The organism is Pseudonocardia broussonetiae, assembly GCF_013155125.1.
Classification (GTDB): Bacteria; Actinomycetota; Actinomycetes; order Mycobacteriales; family Pseudonocardiaceae; genus Pseudonocardia; species Pseudonocardia broussonetiae.
Genome location: NZ_CP053564.1, coordinates 5,259,131 through 5,277,401 on the forward strand (window position 1 = coordinate 5,259,131; position 18,271 = coordinate 5,277,401).

An 18,271-nucleotide genomic window follows, 5' to 3' on the forward strand; every position below is an offset into this window, starting at 1 on the left:
CGGGCTACACGAACGCGCTCTGGCCGGTGATCGCCCGGCCCACGACGAGCGTGTTGATCTGCTTGGTGCCCTCGAAGGAGTACAGGGCCTCGGCGTCGGCGAAGAACTTGCCGACGCCGTAGTCCAGCACGATGCCGTTGCCGCCGACGACCTCCCGCGCGGCGGCGACGGTCTCGCGCATCTTCGACGTGCAGAACTCCTTGGCCAGGGCGGCGTGCTCGTCGCGCGCCTCCCCCGCCTCCTGCATCTCGGCCAGCCGCACGGCCATGCCCAGCGACGCGGTGATGTTGCCCAGCATCCGCACCAGCAGGTCCTGCACGAGCTGGAACCCCGCGATCGGCCGCCCGAACTGCTCGCGCTCCTGCGCGTAGGCAAGCGCCAGCTCGTAGGCGGCCATCATCGTGCCGGTGGAGCCCCAGGCCACGCCGCCGCGGGTGCGGCGCAGCACCTTGTTGGTGTCGGCGAACGAGCGCGCCTCCTGCAGGCGGTCCTCCTCGGGGACGCGGCACCCGCGCAGGACTATGTCGGCGTTCTGCACCGTCCGCAGGGCGATCTTGTTCTCCATCTTCGTGGTGGTCATGCCCGGGTTGTCCTGCCCCACCACGAAGCCCTTGACGCTGTCGTCCGCGACGTCGCGCGCCCAGACCACGACGAGGTCGGCGAACGTGCCGTTGCCGATCCAGCGCTTCTCGCCGTCGATCACCCACTCGTCGCCCTCGCGGCGGGCGGTCGTCTCCAGCCCGCGCGCGACGTCGGACCCGCCGTGCGGCTCGGTCAGCCCGAACGCGCCGATCTTCTCCATCCGCGCCATCGCCGGGAGCCAGCGCTCGCGCTGCTCGGCCGAGCCGCACAGGTCGATGCTGCCCATCGCCAGGCCGTTGTGGATGCCGAAGAAGCTGTTCATCGACGGATCGGTGTGCGCGATCTCCATCGACACGAACCCGACGAGCTGCCGACGTGCGGCCGGGCCGTCGAGGCCCTCGTAGGGCAGGGCGGCGATGTCCAGCGCGGCGAACCCGGGGATGAGGTGGTGCGGGAACTCGGCCTTCGTCCAGTGCTCCAGCGCTACCGGGGCCACCTCCTTCGCCAGGAACTCGCGCACCTTCCCGACGACGGCGCGCTCGTCGTCGGTGAGGGCGTCGGCGAAGCGGAAGAAGTCACCGGGCAGCGGGTCGGCGGTCATCGCTCCAGGGTGGCACCGGGCGGGGAACGCGGCACGGCGAGAAGAGGCGATGCGGTCGGGAACCGGCCGCTGCCCTCCCTATCGTCGCACCCGTGACCCCCGTCCTCGGCCCGCGCGCGCTGAACCGCGCCACGCTGGCCCGCCAGCTCCTGCTGGAGCGCGCCGACCTCGACCCGGTCGACGCCGTCGCGCACCTGGCCGGGTTGCAGGCCCAGACCCCGCAGACCTGGTACGTCGGGCTGTGGTCGCGGCTGGCGGGGTTCGACCCGGCCGCGGTCGGGACCGCGCTCCAGGACCGCCGGCTGGTGCGGGTGCCGCTGATGCGCTCGACGATCCACCTCGTCACCGCGGCCGACGCGCTGGCGTGGCGGCCGCTCGTCGACGTCGTGATCGAGCGCTCGACGACGGGGGTGTTCGGGCGCCGGCTCGCCGGGGTCGACCGGGCCGCGCTCGTCGACCGGGCGCGGGAGCTCACCACGGGGCGTCCGATGGCGGCCGCGGAGCTGGGCCGGGCGCTGGCCGGGCGGTTCCCCGGGCACGACCCCGACGCGCTCGCGCAGGGCGCCCGGATGTGGCTGCCGATGGTGCAGGTCCCCCCGCGCGGGGTGTGGGGCCGCAGCGGGCGACCGCTGCAGACGCCGCTGGAGCACTGGCTCGGCCGTGCGCAGGCGCCGGTGCCCGTCGCCGACCTGGTGCTGCGCTACCTCGCCGCCTTCGGCCCCGCCACCGTGCGCGACGTCCAGACCTGGTGCGGGCTGACGAGGCTCGCGGAGGTCGTCGACGACCTCCCGCTCGCGACCTTCCGCACCGAGGACGGCCGAGCGCTCGTCGACCTCCCCGACGCCCCGCGCCCCGACCCCGACGTCCCCGCGCCGGTGCGCTTCCTCTACGACTTCGACAACCTCCTGCTCTCCCACGCCGACCGCAGCCGGATCGTCGGGACGGTCGACTACCGGACGCTGGGTTTCGGCGGGGACAGCGGCGAGCAGCCCAGCTCGGTGCTCGTCGACGGCGTCGTCGCCGCCACCTGGCGGGCCGTCCGCGTGCGCGGCGCCGCGACCCTCACCGTCCGCCCGTTCCGAGTGCTGACGCCGGGCGAGCGCGACGCCGTCACCGCCGAGGGCGCGGCGCTGCTGGCGTTCCTGCACCCCCGCGCGGCGCCCGAGGTGGTCGTGGGGTGACGGACCCGGCGCCTACGATCGGGTCCGTGCTCCCCGACACCGCACCCGCCCCGCTCGACGTCCTGCGCCGGGTCTTCGGCTACGAGGCGTTCCGCGGCCCGCAGCAGGAGGTCGTCGAGCACGTCTGCGCGGGCGGCGACGCGCTGGTGCTCATGCCCACCGGCGGCGGCAAGTCGCTGTGCTACCAGGTGCCCTCGATCGTCCGGCCGGGCACGGGCGTGGTCGTCTCCCCGCTGATCGCGCTCATGCAGGACCAGGTCGACGCCCTGCGCAACCTCGGCGTCCGCGCCGGTTTCCTCAACTCCACGCAGAACCCCGACGAGCGCCGCGACACCGAGCGCGCCTACCTCGACGGCGAGCTCGACCTGCTCTACCTCGCCCCGGAGCGCCTGCGCGTCCCCTCCACGCTGTCGCTGCTGGGCCGCGGCAGGATCGCGCTGTTCGCCATCGACGAGGCGCACTGCGTCGCGCAGTGGGGGCACGACTTCCGCCCCGACTACCTCGCGCTGTCCGACCTGCACGAGCGCTGGCCCGACGTCCCCCGCATCGCGCTCACGGCCACCGCCACCGAGCACACGCACACCGAGATCGCGCAGCGGCTCAACCTCGTCGACGCCAAGCACGTCGTCGCCAGCTTCGACCGGCCCAACATCCAGTACCGGATCGCGCCGAAGAACGAGCCGCGCAGGCAGCTGCTCGACCTGCTGCGCACCGAGCACCCCGGCGATGCGGGGATCGTCTACTGCCTCTCGCGCAAGTCCGTGGAGCAGACCGCGGAGTTCCTGGTGGCGCAGGGCATCCCGGCGCTGCCCTACCACGCGGGGCTCGACGCGGCGGTCCGCGCGCAGAACCAGTCGCGGTTCCTGCGCGAGGAGGGCGTCGTCATGGTGGCGACGATCGCGTTCGGCATGGGCATCGACAAGCCCGACGTCCGGTTCGTCGCCCACCTCGACCTGCCCAAGTCCGTCGAGGGCTACTACCAGGAGACCGGCCGTGCCGGCCGCGACGGGCTCCCGTCCACGGCGTGGCTGGCCTACGGCCTGGCCGACGTCGTGCAGCAGCGCAAGATGATCGACGAGTCCGAGGGCGACCGCGCGCACAAGCAGCGCCTGGGCCAGCACCTCGACGCGATGCTCGCGCTGTGCGAGACCGTGGAGTGCCGCCGCGTGCGGCTGCTCGACTACTTCGGCCAGCGCAGCGAGCCGTGCGGCAACTGCGACACCTGCCTCACCCCGCCCGAGTCCTGGGACGGCACCGTGCCCGCCCAGAAGATCCTCTCGACGGTGTGGCGGCTGAAGAAGGAGCGCAACCAGTCCTTCGGGGCCGGGCACCTCATCGACATCGTCACCGGCAAGCGCACCGCGAAGATCGAGCAGTTCGCCCACGACGAGCTCACCGTCTTCGGAGTCGGCACCGACCTGTCCGAGCCCGAGTGGCGCGCGGTCGTGCGCCAGCTGCTGGCGCAGGGGCTGCTCGCCGTCCAGGGCGCCTACCAGACGTTCGCGCTCACCGAGGCCAGCGGCGAGGTGCTGCGCGGCGACCGCGAGGTGCGGATGCGCCGCGACCCCGTGAAGAGCACGCGGTCGCGGTCGCGCTCGGCCCGCGCCGACGCCCCCGCCCTGCCCGCCGGGGCGGCTCCGGTGTTCGAGCGCCTGCGCGCCTGGCGCGGGGCCACGGCCAAGGAGCAGGGCGTGCCCGCCTACGTGATCTTCCACGACGCCGTGCTGCGCGAGATCGCCACGCGCCTCCCGTCGACGCTGGGCGAGCTGGGCACGATCAGCGGGATCGGGGAGAACAAGCTCGCGAAGTACGGGCAGGGCGTGCTCGGCACCCTCACCGCGGAGTGAGCCGGTGGCGCTGCACCTGACCACCGAGCGCCTGGTCCTGCGGCCGCTCCACGCCGGTGACGTCGACGCGCTGCACGCCCTGCACACCGACGACGAGGTGATGCGGTACCTGTCCCGCGGGCGGCCCCGGCGCGAGGACGTCCGCGACGAGGAGCTGCCCCGCATGCTCGCGTGGGAGCGCCGCGACCCGGCCTGGGGCTACTCGGCGGTCCTCGACCGCGCCACCGGCGCGTTCCTGGGCTGGGTGCTGCTCCGGCCGGCCGTGGAGCGCGAGCCCCGGCCGGGCGAGCTGGAGATCGGCTGGCGGTTCGCGCGCGCGGCGTGGGGCCACGGGTACGCCACCGAGGCCGCCCGGGCCCTGCTCGACCACGCCGTCACCGCACTGGGCGCCCGGTCGGTGTTCGCGACGACGATGGCCGTCAACACCGCGTCGCGGCGGGTGATGGAGAAGATCGGGATGCGGTACGTCCGGACGTACGAGGAGCACCACGACGACCCCCTCCCCGGTGCGGAACAGGGCGAGGTGGAGTACCGCCACCCGTGAGTGGATACGAGTGCTGGGGCACTCGTATCCACTCACGGGTCGCTCGCCGACACGTGCCATGCTCGGCCGGTGCAGTTCGGGGGGCGGGTCGCGGTCGGGCTCGCGGCGGTCGTGCTCGTGGGGTGCGGCTCCCCGGCCGCCCCCGCACCCGCCGCGACGACCACCCCCGCCACGACCACCACCGCCACCGCCACCGCCACCGCCACGACGGTCCGCGCGACCTCCACCCTGCCCGCACCCCCGCAGCGGGTCGTCGTCCTCGACCCCGGCCACAACGGCGGCAACGGCACCCACCCCGCGGAGATCGGCCGGCCCGTCCCGGACGGGCGCAGCGGCACCAAGGCCTGCAACACCACCGGCACCGCGACCGACGCCGGCTACCCCGAGCACGCCTTCACCTGGGACGTCGCCCAGCGGGTGCGGCGCGCGCTGGAGGCCGACGGGGTCCGGGTCGTCCTCACCCGCCCCGACGACACCGGCGTCGGGCCCTGCGTCGACGAGCGCGGGCGCGCGGGTGAGGCGGCCGGGGCCGACGCGGTGGTGTCGATCCACGCCGACGGCGCGGCCCCGGGCGGCAGCGGCTTCCACGTCGCCCTGTCCGACCCGCCGCTCCACCCCGCACAGGGCGCCCCGGCCCGCGAGCTCGCGCTCGCCGTCCGCGACGCGCTGCGCACCGGCGGGTTCACCGACTCCGACTACACCGGCGAGCAGGCCCTCACCCCGCGGCCCGACCTCGCCGGGCTCAACCACAGCACCCGCCCGGCCGTGCTCGTCGAGTGCGCCAACATGCGCAACGCCGCCGAGGCCGCGCTCGTGTCGTCGGAGGCGGGCCGGGAGCGCTACGCCGAAGCGATCGCGGCCGGGATCCTCACGTACCTGGGCTGACTATGGGGGTGGCCGGGCCGCGCGAACGGCACGTTCGCCCGATCCCGTTGAGCGAGAGTGCCGTTCGCTCAGCCGGCGCTGAGCTCAGCCGGCGCTGAGCCGGTGCAGCATCGCGGGCAGCTCCTGCGCGTGCACCACCGCGAGCCGCTGGGTGGCGCGGGTGAGCGCGACGTAGAGGTCGTTGGCCCCGCGCGGTGACTCCTCGAGCACCTCCGCCGGCTCCACCAGCACCACCGCGTCGAACTCCAGGCCCTTGGCCGAGGAGATCGGCAGCACCACGACCGGCGACTCGAGGTCGACGGTCGGGTCGGCCGGGCCGTCGGGCGTGTCCGGACCCGCGACGGGCTCGGCCGCGCCGAGGAGGCGCTCCCGCAGCCCGCGCACCCGCGCCGCCGGCGCCAGCACGACGGTGCGCCCGTCGGGCACGGCGCCCGCCTCCTCCGCCAGCACCTTCGCGACGACGTCGTCGAGCCGGTCGCCGCCGACGGGCACCGCGCGCGGCGACACGCCGGTGCTGCGGACCGAGCGCGGCGCGGCCAGCCCCGGCTCGATGACGGCGAGCACGTCGTCGGCGACGTCGGCGATCTCCGAGGGCGTGCGGTAGTTGACCGTGAGCTGCTCCAGGCGCCACCGGTTCGCCACGTACGGCGAGAGCACCTGCCCCCACGACGACGCCCCGGCCAGGTCGCCGGTCTGCGCGATGTCGCCGACGAGCGTCATCGACCGGCTCGGGCAGCGCCGCATCACCAGCCGCCACGCCATCGCCGACAGCTCCTGCGCCTCGTCGACGATCACGTGGCCGTAGGTCCACTCGCGGTCGGCGGCGGCGCGCTCGGCGGTGGAGTCGTAGCGGCGCACCGCCTGGCGCTCGGCGAGGCGCTCGGCGTCGACGATGTCGCCCGCGCGCAGCAGCTCGTCGTCGAGGTCCTCCTCCAGGTCGAGGACGTCGAGCACGCCCTGCGCGTAGAGGACCTCCTCGCGCAGCGCCGCCGCCTCGCGGGCCGCGGCCTCGGCGCCGTCGTCGCCGAGCAGCTCGGCCGCCTCGTCGAGCAGCGGCACGTCGGCCGGGGTCCAGCGCAGGCCGGGCGGCACGTCGTCGGCGGGGGCGGGCCGCTCCAGGCGCGCGCGGTCGGCGGCCGGGAGGCGGCGCGCCACCGAGTTCAGCCGCCGAGGGTCGGCGAACAGGTCGGTGAGCAGCTGCTCGGCCGACAGCGTGGGCCAGAGGTCGTCGAGCGCGCGCTGCAGCTCGCGGCTCTCGGTGAGCTCCTCGCGGATGTCGGCGAGGTCGCCGGCGTCGAGGAAGCGGGAGGAGTTGAGCCCGGCCCCGCCCAGCCCGCGGGCGGCCTGCTCGGCCAGCAGCCGGACGGCCTCCTTGTGGAAGACCCGCTTGGCCTCGTTGTGCGGCTTGCGGGAGCGCCGGGCCCGGGTGCGGGCGGAGTTGGCGACGTCGCGGTCGAGCCGGATCCGCTGGCCCTCGACGTCGAGCTCGACGGGGCGGCGCGGCACCTGCTGGCGGTCACGCACGGCGGCCGCGATGACCGAGGCCATGTCGGCGCGGCCCTTGACCTCCGCGGTCTCCGCGGGCTCCGGGCGCCGCGCGTCGAGGTTCGGGAACAGCTGCCCCACCGTGCCGAGCACGACGCTGGTCTCGCCGAGGGAGGGCAGGACCTGCCCGATGTAGCGCAGGAACGTCGGGTTGGGCCCCACGACGAGCACGCCGCGCCGGGCCAGGCGGTCGCGGTGGGTGTAGAGCAGGTAGGCCGCGCGGTGCAGCGCGACGGCCGTCTTCCCGGTGCCCGGCCCGCCCTGCACGACCAGCACGCCCGAGGGCTTGGAGCGGATGATGGCGTCCTGCTCGGACTGGATGGTGGCGACGATGTCGCCCATCCGGCCGGTGCGGCGGGCGCCGACGGCGGCGAGCAGCGCGGCCTCGCTCGTCAGGCCCGAGGAGCGCCCGCCCGCGTCGGCGGCGTCGAGGTCGAGCACCTCGTCGTCGATCGCCAGCACCTCGCGGCGCCGGGTGCGCAGGTGGCGGCGGCGGCGGATGCCGTCGGGCGAGGCCGCGGTGGCGGTGTAGAACGGGCGGGCGGCGGGCGCGCGCCAGTCCATGAGCAGCGGCTCGTAGTCGTGGTCCTCGTCCAGCAGGCCCAGGCGGCCGATGTAGCGCCGCTCCCCCGGCTCGCCCTCGTGCTCGGGCAGCACGTCGAGGCGGCCGAACGCCAGGCCGTGCTCGGCGGCGCGCAGCGCGGCGAGGCGGTCGGTGTACATCGCGGCGGCGGCGTCGCGCTCGGTGAGCGCCTGCGGCGTGCCGACGGTCTCGTCGTGCAGGGCGTCGTGCAGGCGCTGCGCGGTCTCGGCGCGGCGGGCGTCGAGACGGCCGTAGAGCATGCTGACGTAGCGCTGCTCGTGGGCCAGACCGTCGTCGTCGGCGGGCCCCCCGGCGGGACCCTCGACGCCGGAGAGCCCGGGGGACGTGCTGTTCGACACCGGCGGTTCACCTTCACGGGGCTCGGGAAACGGCGACTGTCCAAGCTACCAGCGCTGCGGGGGTGGCGTTCGCAGGCGCTCGGGCCGCGCCACGGGCCGTCGGTGCGGGGCGTTTACTGCTCCCCCGGCACCGGGTAGGCCTCTCTGTGCCCAGCTCCGAGCCGTCCCGCGACTCCGAGTACGCGCACCTCGCGCCTCTCTTCGAACAGTTCGCGGCACTGCCCCCCGACCACCCCGACCGCGCCGCGCTGCGCTCCCGACTCGTGACCGGCCACCTGCCGGTCGTCCGCCACATCGCCCGCCGGTTCTCCGGCCGCGGCGAGCCCGCCGACGACCTGGAGCAGGCCGGCACGATCGGCCTGCTCGGCGCCGTCGACCGCTTCGACCCCTCGCACGGCAGCGACTTCCTGTCCTACGCCGTGCCCACCATCACCGGCGAGATCCGCCGCCACTTCCGCGACCGCACCTGGGCGATGCGCGTGCCGCGCCGCCTCAAGGACCTGCAGGCGACGATCGCGGGCGCGGTCGGGCCGCTGTCGCAGGAGCTGGGGCGCGCGCCGCGGCCCACCGAGATCGCGGCGCGCCTGGACATGCCGGTCGACGAGGTGCTGGAGGGTCTCGACGCCCAGCAGGCCTACCGCAACACCTCGCTCGACGAGCTCGTGGCCGGCGGCGAGACGCCGCTGACCGACACCCTCGGCACCGCCGACGTCGAGCTGGACAAGGTGGAGTACCGCGAGACCCTGCAGCCGCTGCTCGACGAGCTGCCCCCGCGCGAGCGGACGATCCTGGTGCTGCGGTTCTTCGGCAACATGACGCAGACCCAGATCGCCGACCGGGTCGGGGTGTCGCAGATGCACGTGTCGCGGCTGCTGGCCCAGACGCTGCGCCAGCTGCGGGAGAAGCTCAACGCGGCCGAGTAGCGCGCTCAGGTCCCGTTCAGCAGGCGGCGGGGCAGCACGAACCACAGCCCCGTCAGGACGACGCCGACGGCCGCCGCCGCGGGCACGGCGAACCCGCGCCCGACCGCGACGTCGAGGACCAGCAGCACGGCCCCGGTGAGGGTCAGGGCCAGGGACGCGAGGCCGGCGACGAACAGCCGCTGCCCGAGCGCGACGGTCGGCGCCTTGACCCCGCGCCCGAACGTCATGCGGTGCGCCGCGGCCGGGCCGACGAGCAGCCCGGCCGTCAGCACCGACAGCAGCAGCGTGACGACGTAGGTCCAGCGCTGCACCTCGTCGATGCGCCCGAACCGCTCGGTGAACGACAGCGACAGCAGGAACGCGAAGAGGATCTGCACGCCGGTCTGCGCGACGCGCAGCTCCTGCAGCAGCTCCAGCATGTTGCGGTCGGCCCGCCGCAACGGGCCCTCACCCCGGTCGTCCTGCGCGCTCGGGCGGGTGTCGTCCGGTTCGCTCACGCGGGCAGGCTAGCCCGCGAACGCGTCGACGACGGCGGCGGAGAAGGCCGGCAGGTCGTCGGGGCTGCGGCTGGTGACGAGGTTGCCGTCCACCGACACCTCCTCGTCGACGACGGTGGCGCCCGCGTTGCGCAGGTCGGTCCACACGCTCGGGTACGCGGTGAGCGTCCGGCCCTGCGCGACACCTGCGTCGATCAGCGCCCACGGGGCGTGGCAGATCGCGCCGACCGGCTTGCCCGAGTCCACGAACGCCTTCACGAAGTAGCGGACGTCCTCGTCGACGCGGAGCTTGTCGCCGTTGACGGTGCCGCCCGGCATGAGCAGCCCGTCGTACTCGTCGGGCGGGGCCTGCCCCACGACGCGGTCCACCGGGAACGTGTCCGCGGGCTCGATGTCGGAGTTCATCGCCTGGATCTTCCCGTCGGACAGCGAGACGAGGTGGACCATCGCGCCCTCCGCGACCACCGCGTCGCGCGGGGTGGTCAGCTCCACCTGCTCGACGCCGTCGGTGGCCAGGATCGCGATGCGCTTGCCGTCCAGCCTGCCTGCCATGGGGGGTCCTCCTCGGTCGGAACTGGGGTCCCTCCGGGTCTACCCGGGCCCCGCGGGGGGTATGCCCGGCCCATGAGTGAGATCAAGAAGGGTGACCACGTCAGCTGGAAGTCCCACGGGTCGACGGCCGAGGGGACCGTCGAGGAGGAGATCACGAAGGACACCGAGGCCGCCGGGCGCACCGTGCGGGCGTCGAAGGACGACCCGCAGTACCGCGTGCGCAGCGACAAGAGCGGCAAGGACGCGGTGCACAAGCCGGGCGCGCTGGAGAAGGACTAGCCGCCCGGGTCAGCTCAGCACCGGGGTGTCGGCGTGCTCGCGGCACGTCGGCACCTCCGGGCGGGCCTCCAGGCGCTCGTCGTCGATCTGCCGGTCGCAGACCGCGCAGCGGCCGTACGTGCCGTCCTCGATGCGGCCGAGGGCGTCCTGCACCGCGCGGCGCTGGTCGGACACGGCCGCGACCAGGTGCTCGGCGTCCATGGTGGTGGCCACCTCGGTGCCGTAGTCGCCGGGGTGCTGACCCAGCGCGCCCTCCTGGCCCAGCGTGTCGGCCGTGGCGTCCTCGCGGCTCTCCCGGGCGAAGCGGGCGCGGTCGTCGAGCTCGGACAGCTCGTCGGTCAGCAGGGTGCGGGCGCGGTCCAGATCCACGGTGGGGTCCTTCCGGTGGGGAGACGTGAACCCCTGCGCATACCCCGATCCGGCGGCGCCGGAAACCCCGCCCGCGGCGCCGTCAGCCGCCGGGGTGGCGCGCCTTCGGGGCCCGGCCGAACGGCTGCTCGACGGGCTCGACCCGCACCGGTTCCGGCACGGGCCGCAGCACCGGCTGCTCGGCCAGCGCGAGCGGCTCGCCGTGGTGCGTCAGGCGCATCGGCGGGCCGCTGACCAGGTGGTACTCCGCGCCCTCCGGCGTGATCTGCACCCGCAGCTGGCGCCCCTGCCAGCGCAGCCCGAACGAGATCCGCGAGAGCGCCGGGGGCAGCCGCGGGGAGAACCGCAGCCCCGCGGAGTCGCACTGCATCCCGCCGAAGCCCTGTACGACCGCGATCCAGGTGCCGGCCATCGAGGCGATGTGCACGCCGTGGTCGGAGTTGCCGGCGAGGTCGTTGATGTCGACCAGCGCCGACTCCGCGAGGTAGTCGAACGCCAGGTCCAGGTGCCCGACCCGGGCGGCCATGACGGCCTGGGTGCACGCCGACAGCGACGAGTCGCGGACAGTGATGGCCTCGTAGTAGGCGAAGTTGCGCTCCACCTGCTCGGGGGTGAACGCGTCGGGCCGCAGCTGCATGGCCAGCACCAGGTCGGCCTGCTTGGAGACCTGCTTCCGGTACAGGTCGAAGTACGGGACGTTGAGCAGCAGCGGGTACATGTCGGGCTTGGTGCCCTCGAAGTCCCACACCTGGTGGTCGGTGAAGCCCTCCGACTGCGGGTGCACGCCCAGCGACTCGTCGTAGGGGATCCGCATCGACGACGCCGCGTCGCGCCAGCTCGCCATCTCCTCGGCGTTGACGCCGAGCTTGGCGGCCGCCCGGGAGTGCCGGGCCGCGGTCTCGGCGGCGACGCGCAGGTTCAGCTGCGCCATGAGGTTGGTGTAGACGTTGTTGTCGACGATCGCGGTGTACTCGTCGGGCCCGGTGACGCCGTCGATGCGGAACTGCCCGGCCGAGTCGTGGTGGCCCAGCGAGCGCCACAGCCGGGCGGTCTCGACGAGCAGCTCGAGCCCGACCTCCTTCTCGAACTCGACGTCGCCGGTGGCCGCGACGTGGCGGCGCACGGCGTCGGCGATGTCGGCGTTGATGTGGAACGCCGCCGTGCCCGCGGGCCAGTAGCCCGAGCACTCGTGGCCGCGGATGGTGCGCCAGGGGAACGCCGCGCCCTTGAGCCCCAGCTGCTCGGCGCGCTCCTTGGCCAGCGGGATGATCGACTGCCGCCAGCGCAGAGCGTCGGCCGCGGCGTCCGGGGCCACGTGCGAGAGCAGCTGCAGGCAGAACGTCTCGGTGTCCCAGAAGGTGTGGCCGTCGTAGCCGGGGCCGGTGAGGCCCTTGGCCCCGATGGCCCGCCGCTCGGCGCGGGCGCCGGCCTGCAGCACGTGGAAGATCGCGACGCGGACGGCCTGCTGCAGCTCGGCGTCGCCGTCGATCTCGATGTCGGCGGTGAGCCAGAAGTCGTCGAGGTAGTGGCGCTGCTCGTCGACCAGTCCCTGCCAGCTCGTGTACCGGGCGGCGGCCAGCGCGGCCCGCACCTGGTCGTGCACGGCCGAGAGGGAGCGCCGCGAGGACCAGCCGTAGGCCAGGTACTTGACGACGGTCAGCTTCTCCCCCGGCTTGAGCCGCGAGATGACGGTGGTGCGGGCGATGTCGGGGTTGGCCTCCGAGGTGATCTGCAGGCCCGCGGGCCCGTGCACCTCGTGGTCCATCGCCGCGGCCACCCGCAGCCCGGACGCGCGCGTCTGGTGCACGAGCGTGGCGCTGGTCTCGCTGTGGCGGTGCTGCTCGGCGACCAGCGGGTCGGTCATCGCCGCCTCGACGCGCGGGTCGTCCTCGTCGATCGACGGCAGGGCCTCGTTGGCCACCAGCTCGGACTGCACGACCAGCAGAGCCGGCGCGTCGAGCACCTCGACCTCGTAGCGGATCGCGGCGATCGCGCGCTGCGTGAGCGACACCAGCCGCTCGGTGCGCAGCTTGACCCTGCGCCCCGCCGGGGACTCCCACTCGACCTCGCGGGTGAGCGTGCCCGCCTGCAGGTCGAGCACGCGCTCGTGGCGGTGCACCCGGCCGTAGCGCAGGTCGAGCGGCTCGTCCTCGACCAGCAGCCGGATCAGCTTGCCGTTGGTGACGTTGATGATCGTCTGCCCGGACTCGGGGTAGCCGTAGCCGCCCTCGGCGTAGGGCAGCGGGCGCTTCTCGTAGAACGAGTTGAGGTAGGTGCCGGGGGTGTCGTGCGGCTCGCCCTCGTCGAGGTTGCCGCGCAGGCCGATGTGGCCGTTCGACAGGGCGAAGACCGACTCGGCCTGGCCCAGCGCCTGCAGGTCGAGGTGCGGCTCGCGCACCACCCACGGCTCGACCAGGAACGCGCGTCCGGGATCGGGGCTCACGTCAGGTCCTTTCCCAGGAGGTCGGCGAGGTCCTGCACGACGACGTCGGCGCCCTGCGCCAGCAGCTGCTCGGCCTGGTCGAGCCGGTCGACGCCCACGACGAAGCCGAAGCCCCCGGCCTTCCCGGACGCGACGCCGGCGAGGGCGTCCTCGAACACCACGGCGTGCGCCTTGTCGACGCCCAGGTCGGCGGCGGCGGCCAGGAACGTGTCGGGGGCCGGCTTGCCGGGCAGCCCGCGCTCCTTCGCCGTGACGCCGTCGACGCGGTGGTCGATGTACTGCGCGAGGTCGGCGACCCGCAGCACCTGCTCGGCGTTCGCGCTCGACGACACGACCGCGGTGGCCAGGCCCGCCTCGCGGACGGCCCGCAGGTAGCGCACCGAGCCCGGGTAGACCTCGACGCCGACGGTGACGATCTTCTCCTGCACCAGGTCGTTCTTGATCGTCGACAGGCGCACCAGCTCCTCGGGGGGCAGCACGATCCCGCGCGAGCGCAGGAACGAGTCGGTGCCGTCCAGGCGGGGCTTGCCGTCGACGTAGGGGCCGTAGTCGGCCGAGACGTCGAAGGGGCGGAAGCCGACGCCGTCGCGTGCGCGCAGGAAGTCGTCGAACATCTGCTTCCACGCGGCGGCGTGGACGCTCGCGGTGTCGGTGAGGACGCCGTCGAGGTCGAAGAGGCACGCGCGCGTGCCGTCGGGGAGGCCCAGCATGGGCGCACGGTACCGACTGGGAAGATCACCGCGGTGCGGCGGCCGTCACCATCACGTTGCGTTCTCAGCCGGTGGGCAGCACCAGCACCGCGGGTTCCCCCGCCGCGGCCGTCACCACGACCTCGCACCCGGCGTCCACGCGGCGGACCGAGAGCGCCAGCACCCCGCCCTCGCGCCGCGGCTCGATGCCGCGCTGCACGGCGTCGCGGACCATCGACAGCACCGCCATCGTCGGCACCGGCACCGGCTCGACGCCCTGCTCCACCTCGGTGGTCACGCCCAGGCGCGCGCCGAACCGGGCCTGCTCGATCGCCAGGTAGGCCCGGACGGTCTCCAGCTCGCGGCCCAGCGTGCTCTCCGGCGGGCCGTCGGCGGTGCGGGAGAGGTCGGCGAACCCGAACAGCAGCTCGCGGGCGCGCAGCGGGTCGGTGCGGATGAGCGCCGCGATGGTGTTGAGGGAGTTGTAGACGAAGTGCTGCTCGAGGCGCCGTTCCGTCTCCGGCGGCGGCGGGGGCTTTTCGGGCTCGGGCGGGGCCGGCTCCGGGGCCGCGGGCGCCGGGGCGGGGGCCGGGGCGGTGACCACCGGAGGCACCGCCCACTGCGAGTCGTCGAGGTCCTCGAACCGGGCCAGCCCGCGCCACATCGGCAGCCGCATCCGCGTGCCGCCCACCCACCCGGTGAACTCGACGAGCCCGACCAGGTCGGGCAGCACCCAGACGGCGTGCCGGGCGGCGTCGGCGGGCAGCGGGCCGGTGAACGGCGACGCGTCGCGGGCCGATCCGCGCAGGTCGGCATCGAGCCGGCGGCGCTCGTCGACGCCGATGCCCACGCGTCCGACGTAGCGCAGGCGGTCGCCGTCGGGCACGCCCAGCAGCAGGGCGCCGATGGTGTCGGGGCGGTGCGGGTCGGTCGGGGTCCAGCCGCCGATGACGACCTGGCGCGTGCGCTGCACCGGCACCCGCAGCCAGAACTTGGAGCGCCCCCCGGGCCGGTAGCGGGCGCCCAGGTGCCGCGCGTGGAAGGCGTCGATCCCCTCGGCCGCGGCGATCCGCATGATCGAGCCGAGCTCGGTGGCCGGGAACAGCGCCGTCGTCCAGACCGGGGCGCCGTTGAGCCCGAGGCCCTCCAGCAGCCCGCGCCGCTCGCGGTAGGGCAGGCCGACGGTGTCGTGGCCGTCGAAGAAGAGCAGGTCGGCGACCTGCAGGTCGACCGGGACCGCCGCGATGTCGTGCTCGCTGGGCTTGTAGCGGGAGTGGCGGCGCTTGAGCAGCCGCGGGCGGGCGGCGTGCTCCTCCCCCCGCGCGACGATCGTGCCGTCGAGCACCATCCCGCCCGGCGGGCAGCGGGCCAGCAGCGGCGCGGAGAACTCCGGGTAGGCGTGGGTCATCGAGTTGTCGGCGCCGCTGAGCAGCCGCACCCGCCCCTCGCGGCCCGGGCCGGGCGGATGGACGTAGGCGATGCAGCGGTGGCCGGTCCACGCCACCTCGACCCGCCAGTCGCTGCCGGTCGGCGGATCGCCCGAGGTCACCGACGGCACCATCGGCGGGACGAGCAGCGGCACGCCGTCGTCGGATGTCGCCCCCGTCACGGGCGTCACCGTAACCGCCCGGCCCCGCTCCGGCGGGGAAGGAGCGCACAAGGGACGATCGGGGGCACCATGACGCTCACCGACCGCCTCGCGCCCGGCCCCTCCGGGGCACCCGTCGACCCGGACGACCTCGTCGAGTCGTTCACCGACTGGGCGTTCGAGGAGCAGGGCCTGTCCCTGTACCCGGCGCAGGAGGAGGCGCTGATCGAGCTGGTCACGGGCAGCAACGTGATCCTCTCGACGCCCACGGGCTCCGGGAAGTCGCTGGTGGCGATCGGGGCGCACGCCGCCGCGCTGGCGCGCGGGCAGCGCACCTTCTACACCGCGCCGATCAAGGCGCTGGTCAGCGAGAAGTTCTTCGCGCTGATCGACGTGTTCGGCCCCGACAAGGTCGGCATGCTCACCGGCGACGCCGCGGTGAACGAGAAGGCGCCGATCATCTGCTGCACCGCGGAGATCCTCGCCAACATCGCGCTGCGCTCGGGGCGCGACGCCGACGTCGGCTCCGTCGTCATGGACGAGTTCCACTTCTACGCCGACCCCGACCGCGGCTGGGCGTGGCAGGTGCCGATCGTCGAGTTGCCGCAGGCGCAGTTCCTGCTGATGAGCGCCACGCTCGGCGACGTCTCCTTCTTCCGCGAGGACCTCACCCGCCGCACCGGCCGCGAGACCGCCGTGATCACGTCGGTGGAGCGGCCGGTGCCGCTGGTCTACCAGTACGTCTACACGCCGGTCCACGAGACGATCCAGGAGCTGACGACGACGAACCAGGCGCCGGTCTACGTCGTGCACTTCACGCAGCAGTCGGCGGTGGAGCGGGCGCAGGCGCTGATGAGCGTCAACGTCACGTCGAAGGAGGACAAGGCGGCCATCGCCGCCCTCATCGGGAACTTCCGGTTCACCTCCGGGTTCGGGCGCACGCTCTCGCGGCTGGTGCGCCACGGCATCGGCGTGCACCACGCGGGGATGCTCCCCCGCTACCGGCGGCTGGTCGAGACGCTCGCGCAGGCCGGGCTGCTGCGCGTCATCTGCGGCACCGACACGCTCGGCGTCGGGATCAACGTCCCGATCCGCACGGTGCTGTTCACCGCCCTGGCCAAGTACGACGGGCAGCGCACCCGCTCGCTCAAGGCGCGCGAGTTCCACCAGATCGCCGGGCGCGCGGGGCGGGCGGGCTACGACACCGTCGGCACGGTCGTCGCGCAGGCCCCCGACCACGAGGTCGAGAACCACCGGCGCCTGGCCAAGGCGGGAGACGACCCGAAGAAGCGCAAGCGCGTGGTGCGGACGCAGGCGCCGGAGGGGTTCGTCGGCTGGTCGCAGGTCAGCTTCGAGAAGCTCCAGACCGCGCAGCCCGAGCCGCTGACCAGCCACTTCCAGGTGTCGCACGCGATGCTGCTCAACGTCATCTCCCGCCCCGGCGACGCGTTCACCGCGATGCGCCACCTGCTGGAGGACAACCACGAGCCGCGCCCCCGCCAGCGCCGCCACATCCTGCGCGCCATCGCGATCTACCGGGCCCTGCGGACGTCCGGGGTCGTCGAGGAGCTCCCCGCGCCCGACGCCGAGGGCCGCCGCGTCCGCCTGGTCGGCGACCTGCAGCTCGACTTCGCGCTCAACCAGCCGCTCTCCCCGTTCGCGCTGGCGTCGGTGGAGCTGCTCGACCGCGAGTCGCCGACGTACGCGATGGACGTCCTGTCGATCATCGAGGCCACGCTCGACGACCCCCGCCAGGTGCTCTACGCCCAGCAGAGCAAGGCCAAGGGCGAGGCCGTGGCGGCGATGAAGGCCGAGGGCATCGAGTACGAGGAGCGGATGGCGCTGCTCGAGGACGTCACCTGGCCCAAGCCGCTCGACGAGCTGCTGGGCGCCGCGCTGGAGACCTACCGCCGCGGCGCGCCGTGGGTGGAGGACGCGCGGCTCTCGCCCAAGTCGGTGGCGCGGGACATGTTCGAGCGGTCGATGACGTTCGTCGAGTACGTCTCGCACTACCAGCTCGCGCGGTCGGAGGGGCTGGTGCTGCGCTACCTCGCCGACACCTACCGCGCGCTGCGCCAGACCGTCCCCGACTCGGCCCGCACCGAGGAGCTGACCGACGTCGTCGAGTGGCTGGGCGAGCTCGTCCGCCAGACCGACTCGTCGCTGCTCGACGAGTGGGAGGCCCTCGCGGCCGGCGCGGGCGCGGGCGACGAGGTCGCTCCCCCGTCGCTCGACACCGGGCCCGCCGGCGTCACGCGCAACATCCGGGCGTTCCGGGTGCTGGTGCGCAACGCGATGTTCCGCCGGGTCGAGCTGGCCGCGTTCCGCCGCTGGGACCTGCTCGCCGAGCTCGACTCCGCCGCCGGCTGGGACGCCACCGCCTGGCGCGAGGCCCTGGCCCCGTACTTCGCGCTGCACGGCGACACGTTCGACGCCATCGGCACCGGCCCGAACGCCCGCGGCCCCCAGCTCATCACGATCACCGAGGAGCCCGAGCGCTGGCTGGTGCGCCAGGTGCTCGACGACCCGGCGGGCGACCACGACTGGGCCGTCACGGCCGAGGTCGACCTGGCCGCCTCGGACGAGGAGGGCGGGCCGGTCGTGTGGGTGACCGGGGTGGAGGCGATGGGTGGGGCGTAGGGGGCGGTGATCATCGGGACCGTGCGGTGACGGTCCTCGGAGCGACCGCTGGGGCGCACTCCCGGCGATCAAGGCCGGGTGGTGCGGGTCGGGTCGGCCCCGGTTTCGGCTGCGGCTGCGGCTGCGGCTGCGGCTGCGGCTGCGGCTGCGGCTGCGGCTGCGGC

At 74.3% G+C, this 18,271-nt stretch carries 15 protein-coding genes; 7 read left to right on the forward strand and 8 right to left on the reverse strand.

The window, feature by feature from the left end:
• Positions 1-4: 4 nt before the first annotated feature.
• A complete protein-coding gene (locus tag HOP40_RS25530) occupies positions 5-1,183 on the reverse strand; it encodes an acyl-CoA dehydrogenase family protein (RefSeq protein WP_172162860.1) in 1,179 nt (392 codons plus the stop codon).
• A gap of 92 nt (positions 1,184-1,275) precedes the next feature.
• Between HOP40_RS25530 and HOP40_RS25535 the strand changes: the two genes are divergently transcribed.
• The 4 genes from HOP40_RS25535 to HOP40_RS25550 all read left to right on the forward strand — a co-directional run bounded on the left by HOP40_RS25535 (position 1,276) and on the right by HOP40_RS25550 (position 5,640).
• The gene (locus HOP40_RS25535) at positions 1,276-2,364 is read left to right on the forward strand and encodes a winged helix DNA-binding domain-containing protein (RefSeq protein WP_172162863.1); all 1,089 of its coding nucleotides are present in this window, start codon (positions 1,276-1,278) and stop codon (positions 2,362-2,364) included.
• A gap of 26 nt (positions 2,365-2,390) precedes the next feature.
• Positions 2,391-4,211, forward strand: coding sequence for a DNA helicase RecQ (gene recQ / locus HOP40_RS25540; RefSeq protein WP_420821768.1), 1,821 nt, complete (start codon positions 2,391-2,393; stop codon positions 4,209-4,211).
• A gap of 4 nt (positions 4,212-4,215) precedes the next feature.
• Positions 4,216-4,755 (forward strand): GNAT family N-acetyltransferase, encoded by a 540-nt coding sequence (locus tag HOP40_RS25545; RefSeq protein WP_172162866.1) that lies wholly within the window; start codon positions 4,216-4,218, stop codon positions 4,753-4,755.
• A 69-nt stretch (positions 4,756-4,824) separates the two neighbouring features.
• Positions 4,825-5,640, forward strand: coding sequence for an N-acetylmuramoyl-L-alanine amidase (locus tag HOP40_RS25550; protein WP_172162869.1), 816 nt, complete (start codon positions 4,825-4,827; stop codon positions 5,638-5,640).
• 84 nt (positions 5,641-5,724) lie between these two features.
• Here the strand turns inward: HOP40_RS25550 and HOP40_RS25555 are convergent, their stop codons facing one another.
• Positions 5,725-8,028, reverse strand: coding sequence for a HelD family protein (locus HOP40_RS25555; RefSeq protein WP_172169177.1), 2,304 nt, complete (start codon positions 8,026-8,028; stop codon positions 5,725-5,727).
• A 245-nt stretch (positions 8,029-8,273) separates the two neighbouring features.
• Between HOP40_RS25555 and HOP40_RS25560 the strand changes: the two genes are divergently transcribed.
• Entirely contained in the window at positions 8,274-9,050 is a 777-nt protein-coding gene (locus HOP40_RS25560; RefSeq protein WP_172162872.1) for an RNA polymerase sigma factor SigF, read from the forward strand.
• A 5-nt stretch (positions 9,051-9,055) separates the two neighbouring features.
• On the opposite strand, the gene HOP40_RS25565 is transcribed toward HOP40_RS25560, so the two are convergent.
• Both HOP40_RS25565 and HOP40_RS25570 read right to left on the reverse strand, forming a co-directional pair.
• The gene (locus HOP40_RS25565) at positions 9,056-9,547 is read right to left on the reverse strand and encodes a DUF6328 family protein (protein WP_172162875.1); all 492 of its coding nucleotides are present in this window, start codon (positions 9,545-9,547) and stop codon (positions 9,056-9,058) included.
• A 9-nt stretch (positions 9,548-9,556) separates the two neighbouring features.
• A complete protein-coding gene (locus HOP40_RS25570; RefSeq protein ID WP_172162878.1) occupies positions 9,557-10,099 on the reverse strand; it encodes a type 1 glutamine amidotransferase domain-containing protein in 543 nt (180 codons plus the stop codon).
• Positions 10,100-10,171: 72 nt separating this feature from the next.
• Here HOP40_RS25570 and HOP40_RS25575 point away from each other — a divergent pair, with 72 nt between their 5' ends.
• Complete coding sequence (locus tag HOP40_RS25575; protein WP_172162881.1) at positions 10,172-10,378, forward strand: hypervirulence associated TUDOR domain-containing protein; 207 nt, start codon at positions 10,172-10,174, stop codon at positions 10,376-10,378.
• Between the two features lie 9 nt (positions 10,379-10,387).
• Here the strand turns inward: HOP40_RS25575 and HOP40_RS35580 are convergent, their stop codons facing one another.
• From HOP40_RS35580 to HOP40_RS25595, 4 genes are all read right to left on the reverse strand, one after another.
• Positions 10,388-10,747: a TraR/DksA family transcriptional regulator gene (locus tag HOP40_RS35580; RefSeq protein ID WP_205346911.1), complete on the reverse strand. Its 360-nt coding sequence runs from the start codon at positions 10,745-10,747 to the stop codon at positions 10,388-10,390.
• 82 nt (positions 10,748-10,829) lie between these two features.
• The gene (locus tag HOP40_RS25585; RefSeq protein ID WP_172162884.1) at positions 10,830-13,190 is read right to left on the reverse strand and encodes a glycoside hydrolase family 65 protein; all 2,361 of its coding nucleotides are present in this window, start codon (positions 13,188-13,190) and stop codon (positions 10,830-10,832) included.
• Positions 13,187-13,900: an HAD family hydrolase gene (locus HOP40_RS25590; protein WP_172162887.1), complete on the reverse strand. Its 714-nt coding sequence runs from the start codon at positions 13,898-13,900 to the stop codon at positions 13,187-13,189. The genes HOP40_RS25585 and HOP40_RS25590 overlap by 4 nt, the downstream gene beginning before the upstream one ends.
• Positions 13,901-13,964: 64 nt before the next feature.
• Positions 13,965-15,488 carry an ATP dependent DNA ligase gene (locus tag HOP40_RS25595; RefSeq protein WP_172162890.1) on the reverse strand — a complete coding sequence of 508 codons (1,524 nt, stop codon included), beginning with the start codon at positions 15,486-15,488 and terminating at the stop codon, positions 13,965-13,967.
• Positions 15,489-15,557: 69 nt separating this feature from the next.
• On the opposite strand from HOP40_RS25595, the gene HOP40_RS25600 reads away from it, so the two are divergent.
• A complete protein-coding gene (locus tag HOP40_RS25600; RefSeq protein WP_172162893.1) occupies positions 15,558-18,107 on the forward strand; it encodes a DEAD/DEAH box helicase in 2,550 nt (849 codons plus the stop codon).
• Positions 18,108-18,271: the final 164 nt, after the last annotated feature.

What these genes read in the sequence shown, in the direction of transcription:
- HOP40_RS25530 (WP_172162860.1), bottom strand. Translation starts at nt 1,183, where the DNA reads ATGACCGCCGACCCGCTGCCCGGTGACTTCTTCCGCTTCGCCGACGCC.
- HOP40_RS25555 (WP_172169177.1), bottom strand. Translation starts at nt 8,028, where the DNA reads ATGCTCTACGGCCGTCTCGACGCCCGCCGCGCCGAGACCGCGCAGCGC.
- HOP40_RS25570 (WP_172162878.1), bottom strand. Translation starts at nt 10,099, where the DNA reads ATGGCAGGCAGGCTGGACGGCAAGCGCATCGCGATCCTGGCCACCGAC.
- HOP40_RS25575 (WP_172162881.1), top strand. Translation starts at nt 10,172, where the DNA reads ATGAGTGAGATCAAGAAGGGTGACCACGTCAGCTGGAAGTCCCACGGG.
- HOP40_RS25590 (WP_172162887.1), bottom strand. Translation starts at nt 13,900, where the DNA reads ATGCTGGGCCTCCCCGACGGCACGCGCGCGTGCCTCTTCGACCTCGAC.
- HOP40_RS25600 (WP_172162893.1), top strand. Translation starts at nt 15,558, where the DNA reads ATGACGCTCACCGACCGCCTCGCGCCCGGCCCCTCCGGGGCACCCGTC.